15 protein-coding genes and 1 pseudogene are annotated in these 19861 nt (G+C 71.2%); 6 read left to right on the top strand and 10 right to left on the bottom strand.

Going from position 1 to position 19861, the window contains the following annotated elements; translation table 11 throughout:
- The 4 genes and pseudogenes from ACZ4SF_RS02410 to ACZ4SF_RS02395 form a co-directional block, all read right to left on the bottom strand.
- Nucleotides 1-1187 (bottom strand): annotated as a pseudogene (locus ACZ4SF_RS02410) (Rne/Rng family ribonuclease); the annotation flags it as partial.
- A gap of 261 nt (nucleotides 1188-1448) precedes the next feature.
- On the bottom strand, nucleotides 1449-2225 hold the full coding sequence (locus ACZ4SF_RS02405) for a TIGR03936 family radical SAM-associated protein (RefSeq protein WP_468377111.1): 777 nt from the start codon (nucleotides 2223-2225) through the stop codon (nucleotides 1449-1451).
- Nucleotides 2226-2271: 46 nt separating this feature from the next.
- Nucleotides 2272-3384: a hypothetical protein gene (locus tag ACZ4SF_RS02400; protein WP_468377109.1), complete on the bottom strand. Its 1113-nt coding sequence runs from the start codon at nucleotides 3382-3384 to the stop codon at nucleotides 2272-2274.
- Nucleotides 3385-3421: 37 nt separating this feature from the next.
- A complete protein-coding gene (locus tag ACZ4SF_RS02395; protein ID WP_468377106.1) occupies nucleotides 3422-4021 on the bottom strand; it encodes a hypothetical protein in 600 nt (199 codons plus the stop codon).
- 386 nt (nucleotides 4022-4407) lie between these two features.
- On the opposite strand from ACZ4SF_RS02395, the gene ACZ4SF_RS02390 reads away from it, so the two are divergent.
- From ACZ4SF_RS02390 to ACZ4SF_RS02380, 3 genes are all read left to right on the top strand, one after another.
- Nucleotides 4408-5136, top strand: coding sequence for a hypothetical protein (locus ACZ4SF_RS02390; RefSeq protein ID WP_468377103.1), 729 nt, complete (start codon nucleotides 4408-4410; stop codon nucleotides 5134-5136).
- Between the two features lie 208 nt (nucleotides 5137-5344).
- Nucleotides 5345-6478, top strand: coding sequence for a tetratricopeptide repeat-containing glycosyltransferase (locus ACZ4SF_RS02385; protein WP_468377100.1), 1134 nt, complete (start codon nucleotides 5345-5347; stop codon nucleotides 6476-6478).
- 42 nt (nucleotides 6479-6520) lie between these two features.
- Nucleotides 6521-7477: a GlxA family transcriptional regulator gene (locus ACZ4SF_RS02380; protein WP_468377097.1), complete on the top strand. Its 957-nt coding sequence runs from the start codon at nucleotides 6521-6523 to the stop codon at nucleotides 7475-7477.
- Nucleotides 7478-7650: 173 nt separating this feature from the next.
- Here ACZ4SF_RS02380 and ACZ4SF_RS02375 read toward each other — a convergent pair whose 3' ends face one another.
- From ACZ4SF_RS02375 to ACZ4SF_RS02350, 6 genes are all read right to left on the bottom strand, one after another.
- A complete protein-coding gene (locus ACZ4SF_RS02375; RefSeq protein ID WP_468377094.1) occupies nucleotides 7651-10287 on the bottom strand; it encodes an amino acid permease in 2637 nt (878 codons plus the stop codon).
- 408 nt (nucleotides 10288-10695) lie between these two features.
- The gene (locus ACZ4SF_RS02370; RefSeq protein WP_468377091.1) at nucleotides 10696-12030 is read right to left on the bottom strand and encodes a Dyp-type peroxidase; all 1335 of its coding nucleotides are present in this window, start codon (nucleotides 12028-12030) and stop codon (nucleotides 10696-10698) included.
- Nucleotides 12031-12053: 23 nt separating this feature from the next.
- Nucleotides 12054-13064: a hypothetical protein gene (locus ACZ4SF_RS02365; protein ID WP_468377089.1), complete on the bottom strand. Its 1011-nt coding sequence runs from the start codon at nucleotides 13062-13064 to the stop codon at nucleotides 12054-12056.
- 7 nt (nucleotides 13065-13071) lie between these two features.
- A complete protein-coding gene (locus ACZ4SF_RS02360; protein ID WP_468377087.1) occupies nucleotides 13072-13605 on the bottom strand; it encodes a hypothetical protein in 534 nt (177 codons plus the stop codon).
- Between the two features lie 199 nt (nucleotides 13606-13804).
- Nucleotides 13805-15076 (bottom strand): hypothetical protein, encoded by a 1272-nt coding sequence (locus tag ACZ4SF_RS02355; protein WP_468377084.1) that lies wholly within the window; start codon nucleotides 15074-15076, stop codon nucleotides 13805-13807.
- Between the two features lie 283 nt (nucleotides 15077-15359).
- Nucleotides 15360-15971 carry a VOC family protein gene (locus tag ACZ4SF_RS02350; protein WP_468378276.1) on the bottom strand — a complete coding sequence of 204 codons (612 nt, stop codon included), beginning with the start codon at nucleotides 15969-15971 and terminating at the stop codon, nucleotides 15360-15362.
- A gap of 604 nt (nucleotides 15972-16575) precedes the next feature.
- Here ACZ4SF_RS02350 and ACZ4SF_RS02345 point away from each other — a divergent pair.
- From ACZ4SF_RS02345 to ACZ4SF_RS02335, 3 genes are all read left to right on the top strand, one after another.
- Nucleotides 16576-17949 (top strand): hypothetical protein, encoded by a 1374-nt coding sequence (locus ACZ4SF_RS02345; protein WP_468377081.1) that lies wholly within the window; start codon nucleotides 16576-16578, stop codon nucleotides 17947-17949.
- A gap of 266 nt (nucleotides 17950-18215) precedes the next feature.
- Nucleotides 18216-18443: a ferredoxin gene (locus tag ACZ4SF_RS02340; protein WP_468377078.1), complete on the top strand. Its 228-nt coding sequence runs from the start codon at nucleotides 18216-18218 to the stop codon at nucleotides 18441-18443.
- Nucleotides 18433-19827: an NAD(P)/FAD-dependent oxidoreductase gene (locus tag ACZ4SF_RS02335; RefSeq protein ID WP_468377075.1), complete on the top strand. Its 1395-nt coding sequence runs from the start codon at nucleotides 18433-18435 to the stop codon at nucleotides 19825-19827. The genes ACZ4SF_RS02340 and ACZ4SF_RS02335 overlap by 11 nt, the downstream gene beginning before the upstream one ends.
- Nucleotides 19828-19861 lie beyond the last annotated feature (34 nt).

Raw genomic sequence — 19861 nt, 5'->3', positions numbered from 1 at the left:
ACAGCGCCGGTCCCGGCAGCCGGCTCCACGACCGCGGCAGCCGGAGCCTCCCCGGCCACGGCGGCCTCCTCGGTCACAGGAGCACCGGCGGGCGCGGACGCCCGGCGGGTGGCACGGCGGCGCGGACGGGCGGCCGGAGCGGCCTCCTCGACGGCAGCCTCCTCGGCGACCCCTTCCGACGGCTCCTGAACGGCCGGAGCAGCCTCGACAGCGCCGGTCCCGGCAGCCGGCTCCACGACCGCGGCAGCCGGAGCCTCCCCGGCCACGGCGGCCTCCTCGGTCACAGGAGCACCGGCGGGCGCGGACGCCCGGCGGGTGGCACGGCGGCGCGGACGGGCGGCCGGAGCGGCGGCCTCCTGCTCCTTCGCGGCCCCGGCGGCGGGCTCCTGCTCCTTCGCGGCGTCGGTGGCGGCAGCCGTACCGGACTCGGCGGCGGCGGGGACGACGGTCTCGGCGGCCTCCGGGGACACGGACGAACCGGCGGGCGCCGACGCCCGACGCGCCGCACGCCGGCGCGGACGCCCGGTGGGAGCGGCCTCGGCAGCCTCCTCCGTCGCGGCAGCCGCCTCCGTCGCGGAAGTCTTGACGGCAGCGACGACCTCGGCGGCCTCCACGGCAGCGTCGGCCTCGGCAGCGACCTCGGAGACGGCGGTCTCCACAGCAGCGGCGGCCGGCGCGGACGCGGTGCGCGTGGCCCGGCGCCGGACGCGGCGGGGAGCGGCCTCCTCGCCGACGACGACGGCGCCGGCCTCGGCGACCGCAGCGGGGGCCGGCTCGGCCGGTACGACGGTCTCGGCGGCCTCGGCCGCCTCCGCGGACGCGGGCGAACCGGCGGGCGCGGAGGCGCGGCGGGCGGCCCGGCGGCGCGGACGGGCGGCAGGGGCCTGGGCGGCGGCAGCCTCCTCGGCCGGTGCCGTCTCCACCGCCTCTTCGGTGTCTTCTGCCTCCAGGGTCACCTGGACCTCGTCGGTCTCAAGTGCCTCAGTGGCCTCGGTGCCCTCGGTCACGTCGACGACCTCGTCGGCATCCGCGGCCGGTATGGCCGGCACGGTGACCTCGGCGGGCGCCTCCGCGGCGGCGGGCGGACCCGCCGGGCGGGAGGCGGCACGGCGACGCCTGCGCGGCGGCAGGGTGTCGCTGGGAGTGTTGAGTTCGGAACCCTCGTTGGGTTCGGTCGGCTCGAGCATGCGGGCGTTTCTCCCGTCAGGCTCCCGGGCGCCGCACCTGGTCCGACGCCGGTCCGAAAGACCGTCCGCCGTTGACGTCCGCGGCTCGCGCGATGCGCGATGACCGCCGTCCGGGGCGCGGGCGCCGCACGGGAGCACTCTGTGTCTTGTCTCGCCGGTTCCGTACGCCTTGTCGGTACGGCCTGGCGAAAGTCTTCTGGTCGGTGCGCTGCCCGACCCAGGTGGCTCCCGAGTACGAGGGCGGCGCTACGACGTCCGTCCCTACGCGGAACCTTCCGGCGTCGGCGCCGTCGCGGCGGCAGCCGGTGCGGCCGTCCTGGCCTCGGCTGCCTCGCGGTCGGGCGCGAGCGGGTCGGTCACCGTGCCGGTCTCTTCATCGAACAGCCCCTGCGCCAGCCTGGTCACCGCTGCGGGGACCGGCGGCGCCAGGTCGGCCACGGCGCGGAGACCGGACAGGACGTCGTCGGGTCGTACGGCAGGCGTCACGTGCCGAACAACCAGCCGCAGTATCGCACAGGGCTGGTCGGTCGGCCTATCAGCCGGCGAACCGTGCGTTTCCAGGCTCACCACGGCCGGGCGGGCGTCGAAGGTACGGACGCCGTTCTTGGTCATCCGCTGCACCTCGACGGTGTCGGCCTTGGTGAAGGCCTCGACCGCGCGCTCGGCGTCGGCCGGGTCGACGCCGTCCAGCCGCAGCTCCCAGACGGAGGCCGTCAGCCGGTCGGCGAGACCCGGGGTCCGCGCCTCGACCGCCTCGACGACGTCGAGCCCGGCGGGCAGCGACTCGTCGAGGAGGACACGCAGGGTCTCCGGATCGCGCGATGCGGTGAGCGCGATCTCCAGGTACTCCGCTTCACTGCCCGTGCCGGTGGGTGCGGCATTGGCGTACGACACCTTCGGGTGCGGCGTGAAACCGGCCGAGTACGCCATCGGCACCTCGGCGCGGCGCAGCGCACGCTCGAAGGCGCGCTGGAAGTCTCGGTGGCTGGTGAACCTCAGGCGGCCGCGCTTGGTGTAGCGCAGTCGGATGCGCTGCACCGCGGGTGCGGGCGGCGGGCCTTCGGGCTGTCGCTTGCCCAGTGTCCTAGTCCTTCGTGAGAGCGGTCGTACTGCTACCAAGAGTACGTGTCGCGGCGCCCGTGGGTTCCCGCCGGTCCACCGCGGCGGGCTGCGGGGGCTCGCCGAACAGCATCCGGCGGAAGTCGGCGCGGGCCTGCCGCCATGTGTCCCGGGCCGAGGCCATCGCCTCGCGGGTGACCCGGCCCACCGCACGCACGCCCGCGGCGACGGGCCGCAGGACGGCGTCCCGCACGGCATGGCCGACCGGGGTGAGCACGGTCCGGTACACCCAGCGCACCGGCTCCACGAAGATCCACCGGAAGAGGGTCCCGAGTGCCCGCCCGACGGCCCGTGAGATCCGGCCGGCGACCCGCCAGGCGTGCCCGACGGCGTCCGCCACCTCGCGCGCGACGAGGGCGAGGAACCGGCCGACGGGGGCGAGCACCCAGCGCCACAGCGCGAGCGCGGGCAGGACGAAGAGGACGCGGGCGGTCCAGTACAGGGCGAGGCCGGCACCGGTGACGAGAAGTCCCAGCAACTGTGCGAGCCCGCGTGCGCACCAGGCGACGGCGCGGCCGACGGGCGCGAGGACCCAGGTGTACAGCAGGCGTGCGGGGACGACGAGGAGGTACCGCACCAGCCAGGCGACGGCCGTGTACACGCCCAGCCCGACGGCGGCGAGCACCGCGCCGATGCCCTTCAGCAGCCAGGTGAAGGCGTGCCCGACCGGGCACAGCAGGCACGTGTAGACCCATGCGAGCCCGGCGCCCGCGCCACGGGCCAGCCAGGCGAGGGCGCGTCCGACGGGAGTCAGGACATGCCGGTAAAACCAGACCGCCGGAACGACGAGAAGCACGGTGGCGAGCCAGGCGAGCGCCTTGCCGACGGGGACCAGGACGTAACGCCACAGGGCCACGAACGGCCATACGAACAGGGCCTTTCCGACCCAGGTCAGGGCCCGGCCGAGCGGCCTGAGCACGGTGTCGCGCAGAAGCCGCCCGGCGGCCACGAGGGCGTCCCACACCATGCGCACGGGCATGACCAGGACCAGGACGACGATCCGCACCGGGAGGCGGATGGCGACGACGAGGCATCCTTCGGGCTGTTGCGCCGGGGGTGGTGGCTTCTGCAGATCCATACAGGCCTAGACGCCGGGGACGCCCGTTCGGATCCCATTATTTTGTGCGCTTTTTATACGATTCAGGATAGTATTCGGTGAACTTCACGGCCGCGACGAGCAGGGCGATGGGGATGACCCAGTTGAACCAGTCGTCCTGGGCCGGGTACCGGACGGCCAGCCAGGTCGAGACCGTCATCAGCGCGAAGGCAAGCGCCCACCCCGCCGACAGCACTTGGTTGATGTGCTTGAAGACGGGCGAATCCCACACCTCGCGGGGTGTCGACTCCCGGGCGTACTGGGCGGTGAAGGGGTCGGTGAGCAGCGAGCCGAGCGCCACGACGGCCACCAGCCCGTTGGAGACGACCTGGGCGTACGTCTCGAGCCAGCGGAGTTCTCCGCGGTCCAGGGCCAGCGCGAGGACCGAGAGCACGGCGAAGAACACGATGCCGGTCACGTCGAGGACGCGGAGCCTGCCGTGCAGCATGTCCTGGCTCGACAGGACGATCGAGGCGATCAGGGCGGCGAGAGCCGCGTACTCCCAGGTGCTGGGGCTCGCGACCACTCCGAAGATGATCCACGGGGCGAAGGAGAGGAAGACGCCGCCGGTACTGACGGGCTTCTTGACCGGGGCCTTCGTCGCCGTCTGCTGAGCCATGGGAGATCCTCCCGTCAGGTCTTGCGGCCGGCTTCTCCCCCATCGTGCCGCCGCGGGGCCGTGTGCCGCCTGTCGTGCAGGACCGTCACGCCTTTGCCGGCGGGCACCGCCCGAACAGCGGTTTCCGCCCGGCCGGACGGCTGACCGGTCCGGGGCATTGCCCCAAGAGGCCGTGTTCCGTGCCGAGTTGCCGCACAAGGGAGAGATGGACGAAAAGCCCCCCATCGGACGGCAGCGATTGCTCTGATATGAGGATAAATCTCCCCATTCAGCTCGTACGGCTCGGTCGGTCCGGCCCGCTCAGGACACGCTCGCACTGGAGTCCGGGAGCCCTCGGACCACCGTCCGGGTCACCACCCGGACCGCTTCGCGTCAAGGAGCACCGCATGAGTCCTGAGTACAAAGCCTCGCGGCTCGGGCCGCTGGCCCGGGCACGGTTCAAGCAGGCCGGAATGCTGGCATCCCTCACCCTGGTACTGGCGGCCGCCGTGGCCGCGCCGGCCGCGGCTGCGGGCCGCGCCGTCACCGACGGGACACCGACCGTCACGCAGGGCGGCGGCCACGACTGCAAATCCGCAGATGACCAGAAGACGCCCACCGGCGCGTCCGGCGGTGACCACGACGGGTGCCGTGGGGCCACGGGCGCGACGGGCGCCACCGGGGCGACCGGCGCCACGGGCGCGACCGGGGCGACCGGCGCCACGGGCGCGACGGGTGCGACCGGCCCCTCCGCGTGCGTCGAAATCGACGCCAGCCAGGACAGCAACAACTTCGAACTGCGCGCCGCGCTGACGGGGTCCAACCCGACCAGGGCGTACGCGGGCATCCGCGACCTCACCGGGGCTACTCCTGGCCCCTTCCTGTGGACCGATCTCAGCACTCATCCCCAGTACCCGCAGAACGCCTGTGGCATCTCGATCGCCCAGCACAGCCAGGGCAACCAGGCGGAGGGTGACCTGCGGGTCGACGTCGTCACCACCGCGGGACAGATTTTCGAGACCACCTGCCAGGTGGTCACCAGCAACCGCACGCTGAACTGCGACAACAACCCCTGGGTCCTCGTGAACAGGCAGCCGGCCCCCGGTGCCGTGAACGGCGGGACCGTCGTTCCGTAGCTTCGGCCGCCCGGCACACCGCACAAGGGGTGTCCGGCAGCTCATGACCGGCTGCCGGGCACGCCTTGCGCCGGCCCCGGACAGAGGTTCCGGCCCGATTCCGCGGGTTCATACCCGCCTACCCGTTCATGGCTGCTTGTGCGGGCCATCGGAGCTAGATGAATTCCCCGGCCGGTCCTTTCCCCGCCCGCCGGGAAAAGAAAGAGCCATGAAAACGGTCTGCCTCAATATGATCGTCAAGGACGAGGCGCATGTGATCCGCCGCTGCCTCGAATCCGTACGGCCCCTCATCGACACATGGGTGATCCTCGACACCGGTTCGACCGACGGGACCCAGGACGTCATCCGCGACACGTTCGCCGGCCTGCCCGGCGCGCTGCACGAGAGTCACTGGAAGGGCTTCGGCCCGAGCCGCACGGAGGCGATCGAACGGGCCCGGGACCGGGCGCGCTACCTGCTGTTCATCGACGCCGACGACGTGATGGAGACCGATCCCGGTTTCACCATGCCGGACCTCACCCACGACTGCTATGACATCGAGGTGCACCACGGGCCCGTCGTCCACCGGCGCCCGACGATGGTGTCGACCCGCCTCCCCTGGCGGTACGTCGGTGTCCTGCACGAATACCTGGAGTGCGACACGCGGTTCAGCCGGGCACACCTCGAGGGCACCCGCATGGTCATCGTGGGCGGCGGCGGGCGCCAGAAGGGCGACCAGCGCGCGAAGTACCTGCGCGATGCCGCCGTCCTGAAGGACGGCCTCGTCAAGGAACCGGACAACGCCCGGTACGTGTTCTACCTCGCCCAGAGCTGGCGCGACGCCGGGGAACCGGCGAAGGCGCTCGCCGCCTACGACCGGCGGGCGGCCATGGGCGGCTTCGCCGAGGAGGTGTTCTGCGCCCGGCTCTACGCGGCCCGCCTCGCCCTGACGCTCAAGCGCCGTACGCCCGAGGTCACGTCCCGCTTCCTGGACGCCCACGAGTACCGGCCCACCCGCGCCGAACCGCTCGGTGAACTCGCCCACCTCTGCCGCGTGCAGGGCGAACGCTGGCCGCTGGCCTACCTGTTCGCGCGACGCGCGGCGGAGATCGCGCGACCCGACGACATCCTGTTCGTCGAGCACGCCTGGTACGACTGGCGGGCCCTGGACGAGCTGGCGGTGGCGGCGTACTGGATGGGCTCGTACCGCGAGTCCCTGGAGTGCTGCGAGCGGCTCCTGGACGGCGGCAAGCTGCCCGAGGCCCACCGCGACCGGGTGCTCGCCAACCGCGACTTCGCCCGCACCAAGCTGGCCGCCGGCACCCGGCGCGCGAAGCCGGAGACGGCCGGCGTGACCGACTGACCCTTAGCTGCCGGATACGGTTCCCTTGATACGATTTCCGCCATGGATGTTGCGGTACTCGTGTACGACGGGGTGTTCGACTCCGGTCTGTCGGCCATCCTCGACGTGCTCGACGGCGCGAACGCCATGGGTGAGCAGATCGCGGACCCGCCGACCTGGAACGTGACCAAGGTCGGCTTCCGTCCGCAGGTCAGGACGGGTGCCGGACACCTCGTGACGGCCGAGCCCGCCGAGCGCGCCCAGACGGCCGATCTGCTGATCGTCCCCGCCCTGGCCGAACGCCGGCCCGAGGCACTCCTCGCCCACGTCGCCGGGGACGCCTCGCTCCCCGCCCGGGATCTGATCACCCGGACACAGGCCCAGGGCACACCCATCGCCTCGGCGTGCACCGGCACGTTCCTGCTCGCCGAAGCGGGCGCACTGAACGGTCGGCGGGCGACCACGAGCTGGTGGCTGGCCCCCGTTTTCCGGACCCGGTATCCCGCGGTCCACCTCGACCAGAGCAAGATGGTCGTCGCGTCCGGCGAGGTCACCACGGCGGGCGCGGCCTTCGGGCACGTCGACCTCGCCCTGGCGATCGTACGGGCGAGCAGCCCCGCCCTGGCCGACCTCATCGCCCGCTACCTGGTCGTCGACGACCGCCCCTCGCAGTCCGCCTACACCATCCCCAGCGCCCTGGCACAGAGCGACCCCACCGTCGCGGCCTTCGAACGCTGGGTGCGCGAGCGTCTGGCCGAGCCGATCAGCATCCCGGACGCGGCCAGGTCCCTGGGCATCAGCGAGCGGACCCTGCAACGCACCGTCCAGCGTGTGCTCGGCACCTCCCCCGTGCGTTTCGTGCAGGACCTGCGGATCGAACGCGCCTCCCACCTGCTGCGCACGACCGACCTGCCGCTGGAGGTGATCTCCCGCAAGGTCGGCTACGAGCACGCCAACACGCTGCGCGTGCTGCTCCGCGAGCGCACCGGCAGGACCACGTCGGCCCTGCGCGGCACCTGACCTGCGCGGCACGTGACCGGTCTGCTCCCTGCCGGGCGGCTCCCTGCGCGTCTGCTCCCTGCGAATCCGTTTCCTGACCGGTCCGATCCCTGGCCGGTCCGCTCAATGACCGGTCCGTTCAATGGCGGTCCGCCCCCCGGGAGGTCTGCTTCCTGGCCGGCCCCGGACAGGTGCTACTTGCCCTCCGACTGCGGCAGGTCCTGCTCGGTCCAGATCGTCTTTCCGGTGGGGGTGTAGCGCGTGCCCCAGTGGTGGGTCATCTGGGCGATGATGAACAGGCCCCGGCCCCCCTCGTCGTCACTCGCGGCGTGCCGCAGGTTGGGCGAGGTGTGGCCCGTGTCGGAGACCTCGCAGATCAGGGTCCGGTCGCGGATCACCCGCACCTGGATCGGACCGCCCACGTAGCGGATGGCGTTCGTGACCAGTTCGCTGACGATCAGCTCGGTGGTGAACGCCAGGTCCTCCAGGCCCCAGTCGCCGAGCTGCTTGCTGACGGCGGTGCGGGTGGTGGCCACCGCCGCCGGGTCCGGGAGCAGCGCCCACTCGGCGAACCGGTTCCGGTCGAGCAGCCGGGTACGGGCCACGAGCAGCGTCGCGTCCACGTCCACCGGCCCGGGCAGCAAGGTGGACACCACCTTGTCGCACAGCACCTCCAGGGACGCCGGGGCGCCGGCGAGCACGTGGGACAGCTGCACCAGCCCGGCGGCACGGTCGTCGGCCGCCTGGAGCAGGCCGCCCGTGGCGAGGGCGACGAGACTGCCCGGCTCCAACTGCAGCTCCATGCTCTGGTAGGGCAGGCCGGAGACGCCCAGCGGCGGTCCGGGCGGCAGCTGCGGACAGTCGACGGCCCCGCCCCGCGGTCCGGCGACCGCCAGCACCGGCTCGCCGGCCCGCGCCAGGCTGCAGTTGCCCGACACGGGGTCGTACACCGCGTACAGGCAGCTCACGCCCATGGCCGCGTCGGTGCGCGGGCGCAGCTGGCCCGGGCCTCGGCCGGGGACGCCCTCGTGCGCGGTCTGCTCGACCAGGTCGGCCAGACGGGACAGCAGCTCGTCCGGGCTCAGGTCCAGCCGGGCCAGCACCCGCACCCCCGTGCGCAGCCGTCCCATGGTGGCCGCGGCACGCAGGCCGTGACCGAGCACGTCCCCGACGACCAGGCCGACCCGGGTGCCCGACAGGGGGATGACGTCGTACCAGTCGCCGCCCACTCCGGATCCGCTGTCCGCGGGCAGGTAGCGGCTCGCCGTTTCGACCGCGACGTGCGGCGGCAGGCGGCCCGGCAGCAGGCCCCGCTGGAGTTTGAGCGCCACGCTGTGGCCTCGGGTGACGAACGGCATCAGCAGGAGACCGATCAGCAGGGCGCCCAGGCCCAGGACGGTGACCCCGCCCGTCTCACCGATCAGCGGCAGGTCGACCGTGGTCGCGCCGTACCCGGGGTTCGCGTAGACCACGAAGGCGGCGTAGATGAACAGCATGAACATGATCAGCCCGCCGAGCGCCGGCAGCACGCCCTTGAAGACCAGGTCCCGCGTGCTGCGGGACAGGACCTTGCGGTGGTACCAGGCGCAGGCGAAGCCGGTCAGTCCGTACTGGAACGCGATGGCGAGACCGACCGAGTCGACCGAGTCGGCCAGGATGTTCTCGCTGAACGAGGTCAGCAGGAGCAGCAGGGCGATCGAGACCGCTCCCATGCCGACGGTTCCCCAGGTCGGGGTGAGATACCGGCGGTGGACCCGGGCGAACCCGGACGGGACCGCCTTGTGCACCGCCATGGAGAAGACGGTCCTGGCCAGGGGCAGGATGGTCGTCTCGGCGGAGGCCAGCGCAGAGGTCAGCACCATCAGGATCAGCAGTCTCGACAGGATCAGCCCGGTCTCGCTGTTCCCGAAGACGGCCTCGCCCAGCCGCGAGAACACATCGTCGGAGTTCTCCGTGTTCCCGAGCCCGATGCCCGAGCTGCCGACTCCCGCGAACGCCTGCGCCGAGGTGGACACCAGCGCGTACATGACCAGGAGCACCACGGTGGACAGGAGCGCGGCGCGCCCCGGGACGCACCCGCTGTCGACGGTCTCCTCGTTGACCGAGAACGCGGTGTCCCAGCCCCAGTAGATGAAGACGCCCGCGAGAATGCCCGAGGTCAGGGCCCGCGCCGAGGGCACTTCGAACGGGTTGAACCAGGAGGCGGAGATGTGGATCGCGGTCGGGGGAGGGTCGGTGTAGACGCGGACCAGCGCGGCGACGGCGAAGAGGACCAGCACCGTCACTTCCAGCAACAGCAGCCAGCGCTGGACGGCCGCCGAGAACTCGATGCCGACGTAGCAGATCCCGGTCATCAGGACGATCCAGACGACGCCCGCCACCGTGATCCACGTCCGGCTCTCCGCCAGGCCGTCCAGGCCCACCAGCCGGAAGCCGTAGGCGGCGGCGATCCCGGCGAGGTTCGCCATGACGAGCATGTTGGCGACGATGAGGCCCCAGCCGCCCATCCAGCCGCTGCGCGGTCCGAAGGCACGGGTGGCCCAGCTGAAGGTCGTCCCGCAGTCGGCGTTGCTCGCGTTCAGCTCCCGGAAGGCGTACGCCACCAGCAGCACCGGGATGAACGCCAGCATCGTGATGATCGGGGCCTGCAGCCCGACTCCGGCCACGATGATGCCCAGGGTGGCCGCCAGGCTGTAGGCCGGGCCGGTGGAGGCGAGCCCCATCGCCACCGAGGAGAACATGCCGAGGGCGCCGCTCTTGAGCCCCTTCCGGCCCACCCCTGTCCCGGGAGCGGGGCGGCCGGCGGACTCGACGCCGCCAAAGTGCCTCACACTTGATTCCAACGCCGGGCCGCGTCCCCCCGCAACAGCGCGGAGGCGGCACGGAAGCCACCCGTCGCCCGACCGGACAGCCCGGGCCGCGGCGGGACGGGTCGCCAGGGGCGTGAAGTCGCCGGTGCCGTCGCTGCCTGCCGTGAGCGCCCTTCCCCTGACCGAGACGCACCGGGACGTCGCCGGGTCCGGGAAGCGGCAAGGCGTCGTCGCACCCATGGGGACGACGATCCCGAAGTGCCGGCCGGGGTGTGATCCGATGAAAACGAACACGCGGCCGGTGCGGTCGCCGTCCGTGACGCCATCAGTCCCCTCCAGTCCCGGTCATCAGGCCTCTCCAGTTCCCGTCAGCTTTTGCCCAGCCTTGTCTGTCCTTGTCTGTCCTTGTCGGTTCTCGTCGTTTCCTTGTCAGTCCCAGGAGTCGCCGAGCCGGCGCAGGGCACTCAGGCTCGGCAGGAAGCAGTACTCACCGCCCCGGGTGACCACGAACCGGGGCAGGGAGGCCAGGCGTCGGCGCAGCGGCCGGCGCGGGACGGTGTAGCGGGCTTCCCCGTCGGCGGCCCCGGTGACGGGGTCCTTCGCGTCTCCGGCCCCGAAGAAGACGCCGTCGTTCATCCATTCCGACTGGACGAACTCGAACTGCCGGCCCAGGTGCGCGCCGATGAACGCGAACATCAGACCACGGTCGGTTCCGTCGTCCTCCAGGACGCCCTCGGGCAGCGCCGGCCCGTACACCGCGCCGCGCCGGATCATGCGGTGCAGCCGTACCTCGCCGGCCACCGAGGCGTCGCGCGGGTTGGCCCGCCGGATGTGGCAGCCGCCCGGCGTCGTGAAGCCCGCCGGATCGTCCCGCTCGTACAGGAAGGTGTTGCGGCGGTAGGGGTCGGCGCCCAGCTCCGGGTCGTCGCGCTGTGGTGCCAGTGCCAGGGGCGCCCCACTGCGCCAGCGGCCCATGATCTTCGCGGCGATCAGTTCCTCGTCCTCGGGCCCGGTGGAGTTGTCCCGCAGATAGCGCCGGAACTCGGCGGCCTTCTGGTGGAGCTTGCGGAAGACCGCGTAGCTGCCGTTGCGCCCCAGCACGGCCGGCTGCGGTGTCCGGACGCCGCCGAGCTCGTCCGGGTAGCCGAGGACGAACTCGCCGGCCTTGAGGGGCACTTCCAGTCGGTTGGACCCCGGGATGCCGCTTCCTTCGACGGCGGGGTGGCTGACCCCGTCGCGATAACCGAAGTGTTCCGTCTCGCTGGGCAGGGCATGGCAGTCCTGCCGCCAGATCGCCGTGACACCGGACAAGCCGTCGTAGACCGGCCGGGCACGGTCCACCGCCGCTTCCAGGGGCGCGGAGTCGGGCGCGACCGCTGTGATCACCACGTGCACCTCGCGGGTGCCGAGCGGCGCCTCCCAGTTCTCCGGACTGCTCTCCCCCACATCGCTCAGCGCCTTGGCCCGGGCCGCCATCCCCTGGCGGAACTCCCACACGAAGGTGTCCAGCGACGAGCGCGGCACACCCAGCGCCTCCAGTCCGGCACAGGTGACGGCCGCGCTGACCCATGTCTCGCCCAGGGGACTCACCGAGTCCGCGGCAGAGGTCACGGCACCGCTCAGCCTGCGCATCAGCTCCCGCCCGTGGGCCGGGTCGTCGATACGGAAGAGCAGATACGTAGCCGCGTAGGGCGTCGGCCGGGGGCTGAGCACCCCGCGCTGAATGTCGTCGAGTTCCAGTTTCACTTCGGTGGGCGCACTCACTGCCGGCCTCCTTGCGGCACGGTTCACGACACGAGGTTCCGCCAGAAGTTCCGCAGACTCTCGTCGGCGCCGAACAGCGTGCTGAAGATCGTCGAGTCGGCGAGGAGGACGTCGCCTGCCCGGTCGCCGCCGGGCGGCATCCACAGGAACATGTTGAACTCGGTGTTGCCCTCCTCGGTGAACGGGTGCGGCCGGGACGTGTCGATCGGCTGCCGGGCCAGCACATGAACGGCCTTCGGTTCGTCCGTCGTCACGGCGTAGTGCGGGAGGTGCAGGTGGAAGTTGAAGTTCGTGACCCCGTGCAGCCACCCCTTCTCGTCCAGGTCCGCGACGGTGGTCAGCGGAGCGATCCGGCCGCTCTCGCCGGTGGCGGGGCGCAGCCCGTAACGGTTCATGACCGGCACGCCCAGCCCCTTCATCACGTCTCTGACGTAGGTGGCGAACCGCTGCTGGCGGGGTACGAGAGGATCGCCGTGGTGGCGGTACTCCACGTCCCGCACGGACAGGTCGTCGGACGCGCCGACGTCGTGGTGGGGCCCCAGCACGAGGCAGGCGTCCTCCCGGGCGAGGAAGGCCCGCAGCGCGTCGATCTCCCCGGGCGTGGCCTCCTGCTCCGTGATCATGTGGTCCAGTCCGAACACGAACAGGATGTCGGTGTCGCCGAGCACCCGCTCGTCCAGCGGCGTGTGGAAGCCGGCCTGGTCGATGCGCTGGTACACGGGTACGGGGTGCCCGGTGATCTCCTCGACGAAGTCCTGGAAGGGCGCCCAGGCCCAGAAGAACAGCTCCAGGGAGCCTGCGATGCCCTGCTGGAACCGGTACGGGTCCGACCACTTCGGGTCCTCGTACGCCGGCCACGCCACCCGCCTGACCTCGGTCATGGTGGAGAAGCGGTTGTCCAGCTCGGCCGCGTTCCGGCCCGCCTCGGCCGGATAGCTCCAGGAGACGTAGATGCTCACGCGCCGCCCGCCCGGCGTGTACGCGCGTGGGATGTGCCGCTGGTTGTACGTGCGCGCGGTGCTGGCCTGGCTCATGGCTGCCTCACTGCATCTGGTCGAGCATCTCGGAGAGAGAGTTCTTGATGCGCAGAGCCTTTTTGATCTCGTCCGCCGTCACGTACGGATACTCGCCGTATTCGATGAAGCTGGGACAGTGGTGCTCGCGCACGAACTTGACGAACGCGTCCGGATTGGTGCGCCAGTCCTCCGGAAAACCTACGAGGTGCTCGAAGGCGGTGCTCACTCCGGCTTTCGAGAACAGGGCGATCGCGTCCTCGGTGTACTTGTCGAAGTCGGTGTCGAAAATGCCCTGGTACATGAAGCGCGTGTCGTCGTCGAACAGCACCCAGCGCAGGTAGTGCAGCTTGAGCGGCGCCAGCAGATACGGGTCCTGCTCCAGCGCCTTCGCCAGCGCGTGGCCGTACTCGCGCATGGCGTCGGCGTGACCGGGCTTCACCGGTGCGACGATGGTGAACCCGTAGCACGCCGGAGTCCTGGGAAATACCGGCCCGTACTTCCCCTGCTCCAGATGATCGGTTTCCTTGGGGATGACGACCGCCGCAGGCTTGATCTCCATGCCCGGTCCTCCCTCTGCCTAGGATTCCGGACCGTCCGTCGTGGCTCTCATCGTTCCATGCAACCGCTCGCGTCGCCCGGCGGCCGAGGACTGCGGGCAGAGGGCCGCGGGCCGACTGTGGGCTGCGGGCCGTATCCAACGGCCGCGGGCCGCGGGCTTCGGACTGCGCGCCCGCGGGCCGTGCCAGGCCGGCCGCGGCTCAGCCGGTGCAGTCGTCCGGGCCGGCCTTCGCGAAGGAATCCTTGGTGCAGTAGGTGACGGTCGGGTAGTACGCGCCCATCACTTTCGCGGGGTCGTCCCCTTTCTTGACGTCCTGGACGGCATTGGTGAAATTCTGCTCCGGGAGCATGTTCCGCATGATGAGGACGCTCTGGACATCGGTGGGGCCCCAGTCGAGCCAGGTGACGCCACGCTCGACGGTTGCGTTCGCCGGACGGTCCTGAGAGGTGGACACCACGTAGGTGTAGCGCCCGTCCTTGCCCATGGCCGTCTGGAAGTCGGCGGCACACGAAGTCACCGGATAGGGGAGCCGGATCTGGTTCTGGCAGAGGGACCAGTACCGGAGCTGGGCCTTGGTCAGTACCGACTGGCCGTTGGTGGTGTCCGGGAAAGTGGGTGACTTGCCCCGGACGACGGCGACGCGGCCCGCCTTGTACTCCAGTGGCGTGCACAGGTACTTGTTGTACGGGTTGGGGAACAGCCCGCCCACCTTGTTCGGCAAGGCGAATCCCGGAGCGCTCGCCGTCGACTTGCCGCACCCCTCGAATCCTCCGGCCGGCGCGTACTTCTTGACCAGGTCCTTGAGTTCGGTCGCGACCGGGCCCGACGGCCCCTGGGCCCGGTCCGCTCGGGGACAGGCCGGAATCGACTCGGGGCTGCTTCCTTGGCGCTGCATCGACAGACCGGGCAGCGGAACTCCGCCTGTCAGGTCCGACTCCTTGTCCGGAACATAGATCCTCAGCACCAGCCATCCCGCTCCCGACCCGGCGCTCTTCGCGGTGGCGGCGAGCGTGTTGCCACCGGAGCCCGCCGCGACGCCGGGTTCGACCGTGACCTGATAGCGGCGCTGCGCCGGGTTCGATCCGGCGTCCGGGACGGCGAACGGGTTCTTGCTGCCGGAATCCGGATCGATCTGGTGGTCGGCGAGGGAGTCGATGGGTGATGCCTTGGCGTCGTAGACCGTCAGGGAGGTGAACCGGGCGGACGGGTACGTGCCGTCCACCACGATGCGGTCTCCCTCCCCCAGCCGGTAGGGCATCATCCAGTACGTTGCGTTGGTCTCGGGAAAGGCCAGGTTCAGCCTGCCGGGTCTGACGACGGCCGGCCATGCGCAGGGAATGTCCGGGGCCGCTACGACCGCCCCGGGCCGGCCGGAGTCGTTCGCGGCGGCCGACGGAGCCGCCAGCACGGTCGTCACCCCCAGCCACGCCAGGGCAGAGGCCTTCAGGGTTCGCCACAAGGCACGCGTCATGGAAGCCGCTCCGTCCATGGGTTGCGAGAAACGGCGGAGAGGGCGTCCCTGCGGTGAAGCACGCTTCAGGCGGAGACGAGTCCCGGAACCGGTCCACGGAACCCACAGGCTCAACGCTGGAACGCAGCCGCCAGCACCAGTCTCACGCCGCCTCGGACTCCCCGCAACGCGGTCCGCCGCCGCTCTTGCGCGACCGACCGGTCTGGCCTCCCCCCGCGCACGCTGTTCCTCACCGCCCTGGCGGCCGCGGGCCCGCTCACGACGGCGGTTCCCTGCTACCCGCTCACGACGGCGGTTCCGTGCCGGCCTGCTCGCTCACCATGTACCGCGCGTACCAGTCCGGCCAGTTGGGATCCTGCCCGCCGACGCGCGCCTCGTGCTCGCCGTGCGCCGCGGCGGCCCGCCGCAGGGCGCTCGCCAGGTCCTCGGCCGACGCGTAGCCGGTGGTGTCGGGATCCAGCCGTCCCGGGAGCCTGGTGGTGACCTCCTGCAGGAGCCAGCCGTTGCCGTCCGGGTCGCTGAACGACAGGAAAGAGCCGTAGCTGCCCCTTTGCGGAGCGGGCCCGGGCACCCGGGCGTCGGTGCCCGCGTGGTGGAAGACGCCGCCGGCGTCGTGGAACACATCGCCCGGGTCGGCACCGCACCGCGTCAACTCGCTGCGGGCGGCCTCGATGTCGTCGACGATCAGGTGCAGGCCCTGCGCCGAGCCCGGGGCCTGGTCCGTGACGGACGTGCCGAAGATGACCGACGCCGGGGAACCCGGAGGGGTCACCTGCACCACCCGGAAGTCGCCGTCGGTGGCCACGTCCGCGTCGAGCCTCCACCCCAACGCCGTGTAGAAGTCCTTGGCCCGGTCGACGTCGGACACCGGCACCACAACGACCTCCAGTTTCATGTCCACGGCTTGCGCCTCCCGTCTCGATCGAGGGGGAATGCCGATGCGGCCTCAGCCGCGGTGTGGACGGACCGGCGCACCGACCAGGACGAACTCGCGCATGCTCACCTCCGGAAGGCCCTTGCCCGGTCCTTCCCCTGGGCCACAGCTTGCCCCTGGGGAAGGAAGTCGCCGTACGGGTCGACGGTTCGCAGGAGCGGTTTCTCCGGGGAGCAGGTGCGTCGGAAGTCCGGGCACTGCCCGGTCCGGCACGTCCTCGTTCGTCGGCGAACGGCTCGATCGCTCCTGTGACACACCGCGGAGAGGACAGGACCGTGGAAAGGACGGATGGCGGGCGGACCCGAGCACTTCGCCACAGACCGCCGGCTCAGGATTTTCAGTCTGGCACTCGTCCGGCCGACGTGCATCCGCCGCACCAGCGGGGCCCGGCAGCGGCGCGCGGGAGGGTGAGGCTGTCGGTGACCGGCCCGTCGTCGCATCCGGGTCACCCGAACGCCCCGGTCCGCCCCCCGACCGCCCCGGACAAGTGGCACGGATCCGCTGCACGGTCTCTGCTGGATCCACCGCATGTGCACGAGGGACACCGCAGCGGGGAGGAGACCCCATGGGCCCTGGAGCCGAGCAGTCACCGGAACCCGGCATGGACGGCGAGCGCTCGGATCTGGAGGGGTTGCGGGCCCGCGTCGCCGCCCTGGAGACGGAACGAGGCACGCGGGCGCCACGCGTGGCGCACCACCGCTGGAGGTCGTCCCTCTCGGCGCTGCTCATCGTCCTCGGCTGCGTCCTCGCCCCGCTCTCGGCCGTCGCCGCGTGGACAGCGTCCCAGATCGACGACACCGACCGGTACGTCGCCACGGTCGCGCCCCTCGCTTCCGACCCCGCCGTCCAAGCCGCCGCGGCGAACCAGGTCACCGATGTCGTCATGCAACACCTCCACCTTCAGGACCTGCTCGAGAGCGCCGCACCCGCGGACAGGCCGCGGCTGGAGGAGGCACTCGGCAGACTCGCCGGCCCCCTGGAGAACGCCGTCCGCACCTTCGTCCGAGGCAAGACCCAGGACGTCGTCGCCTCGGACGCCTTCCGGCGATTCTGGGTCGATGCCAACCGGCGGATCCATACGGCCCTCGACAAGGCGCTCACGGGCAGCAGCGGCGCAGTGAAGATCAACAACCAGTCCGTGACCGTCGATCTCGCGCCGGTCGTGGACCAGGTCAAGGCGCGCCTCGTCGACTCCGGCGTGACGGTCGCCGCGAGGATTCCGCAGATCCATACGGACTTCACCGTCGTGCGCTCCGACAAACTGGGCGAATTGAAGACCTGGCTCCGGCTGCTGCGGCTCGCGGGGTTCTGGCTGCCGGTGCTCGTGGTCGTACTCGTCGCCGTGGGCGTCCTGCTGTCCGTTCACCGCCGGCGCGTCCTGGTCGCCGCGGTGCTCGGTGTCGCGTTCGCCGTGCTCGTGCTGGGCCTCGGTCTGACCGTCTTCCGCGAGATCTACCTCAATACGCTGCCGGACACCGTCTCCCAACCGGCCGCCACCGCTGTCTACGACACCCTGACGCGGTACCTGCGCACCTCCGTGCGCAGAGTGGTGGCGCTCGCGGTGGTGATCGCGCTGGCCGCCTGGCTGACCGGCCGCGGGCGGCGGGCCGTGTTCGCGCGGGAGGCGTGGCGGTCGGGCATCGGCGCGGTACGTGCCGCGGCGGACCGGGCGGGTTTCCGTACCGGCCCGGTCGGACCGTTCATCCACCGCTACCGCGTCTGGATCAACTGGATCCTGGTCGCCGCGGCCGTCCTGACGTACCTCCTGTGGAGCTTTCCGACGGGGTGGGTCGTGCTCGTCATTGCGCTGGTGCTGCTGTGCGCGATGGCGGTGGTCGAGTTCCTGGAGGCGCCGCCCGGGCCGGGTGCCGCGGCACCGCCGACGGCGCCGGACCGGACGCCGGCCTCGGGCCGGGATCCTGGAACGGCACACACCTGAGGGGTGTCGAGCGGACACGAACGCCGCGCCCCTCCTCCACGCCCGGCGCAACCATCTCCGACGAGCAGGAACCAACCGATCCGACGTGATCGGGAGACGGTTTCGCGAGCCCTCGCTCCCGGTTTGCGAGCCGATCCTAAGGAGTCGATCCTGAGGGAGAGGCATGCCGAACAATCGTGTGGACCGAGCGCAAGGGCTGCGGAGTTCGCGGCGTGGGCCGCCGATGCGCAGGGGGACCGCGAGCCTGGGCAGGGAGCGGGTTCCAGATGAGGCTTGTCGTCGATCTCAACCGGTGCCAGGGATTCGCGCAGTGCGTCTTTCTCGCCCCGGATGTCTTCTCCCTGCACGGGGAGGAAGCCCTGCTGTTCTCTCCTCGCTTCGACGAGGCACAGCGTGACCGGGTGGAGAAGGCTGCTGCCGCATGCCCGGTCCAGGCGATCCTCGTCGACTACTCCGACGAGCCGACGAAGGGGGCGCAGCCCCATGTCGGCTGACACGGACGTGGCGGTCCTGCGGCGTGAGGGCCGGATTGTCGTCGTCGGTGCCTCTCTGGCCGGTCTGCGGGCGGCGGAGACACTGCGTGAGGAGGGCTTTTCCGGGTCGCTGACGATCATCGGAGACGAGCCGTACGAGCCCTACGACCGTCCGCCGCTGTCCAAGCAGGTGCTGCTGGGGCGGGCCCGGGCGGAGGACACCGCTTTGCCGCGGCGGCGTGACATCGACGCCGAGTGGCGGCTGGGTGTCGCCGCCGAGGGCCTGGACCGGGACGTCAAGCAGGTGCGCCTGGCGAACGGGGACACCGTCGCCTACGACCGTCTGCTGATCGCCACCGGGACGAGGGCGCGACCCTGGTTCCACCCGGAACAGGCGTCGTTGGACGGGGTGTTCGTGCTGCGTACGCGTGACGACTCCGCCCGGCTCCTCCGGAAGCTGGCCGGCCGGCCGTCGCGGGTGCTGGTGATCGGTGCCGGCTTCACCGGTTCGGAGGTGGCTTCGGCCTGCCGGGAGCAGGGCCTCGACGTCACGGTCGCCGAACGCGGCCCGGCGCCGCTGGTGGGCGCGCTGGGCGGGGTGATCGGCGCGGTCGCGGACCGGCTGCAGCGCAGGAAAGGAGTGGACCTGCGGTGCGGCATCAGCGTCACCGCGCTGGAGGGGGACGATGTGGGGCGGCTCAGGCGCGCCCATCTGTCAGACGGTTCGGCGATCGACGTGCAGGTGGCGATCGTCTCGCTCGGTGCGATGCGCAACACCGAGTGGCTGGCCGGTTCAGGGGTGGCCGCGGGTCCGCGGGGGATCGCGTGCGACGCCGGGTGCCGGGTGTTCGACGTCAACGGCATCGTCACCGACGACATCTACGCCGCCGGTGATGTCGCGCGCAGCCCGCACCCGTTGTTCGACTATCAGTTCCTGTCGCTGGAGCACTGGGGCAACGCGGTGGAGCAGGCCGAGGTCGCCGCCCACAACATGATCTGTGCAGGTCCCGAGCGCCGTCCGCACCTGTGGCTACCGATGTTCTGGTCCTCCCAGTTCGGCGTCAACATCAAGTCGGTGGGTGTGCCCTCGCTGGGCGACCAGTTGGTCGTCGCCCAGGGGACACTCACGGAGGAGCGGTTCGTGGCGGTCTACGGGTACCACGGCCGCTTCATCGCCGCGGCGTCCTTCGACGGAGCCAAGTGGCTGGGGTTCTACGAGCAGCAGATCGCGGCCGGCGCCCCCTTCCCACCGGAGTACCGCACGGTCGACCGTCGGAGCGAGTTGCTGCAGCCGATCGACCCGGCCTTCCCGGATCCCCATCTGCCCACCCATGGGGCCACAGTCACGCTGACGGGCCACTCACCGAGCGAACGGCGTGTCCAGTTCATTCCGTCACATGCCTGATCAACCGCCTGTTCGGCCCGGAGCCCTCAGGAGA

This window comes from Streptomyces sp. NPDC027663 (assembly GCF_055566415.1).
The sequence above is the reverse complement of the archived record's forward strand: the minus strand, read 5'-3'. Positions and strand labels throughout refer to the sequence as shown.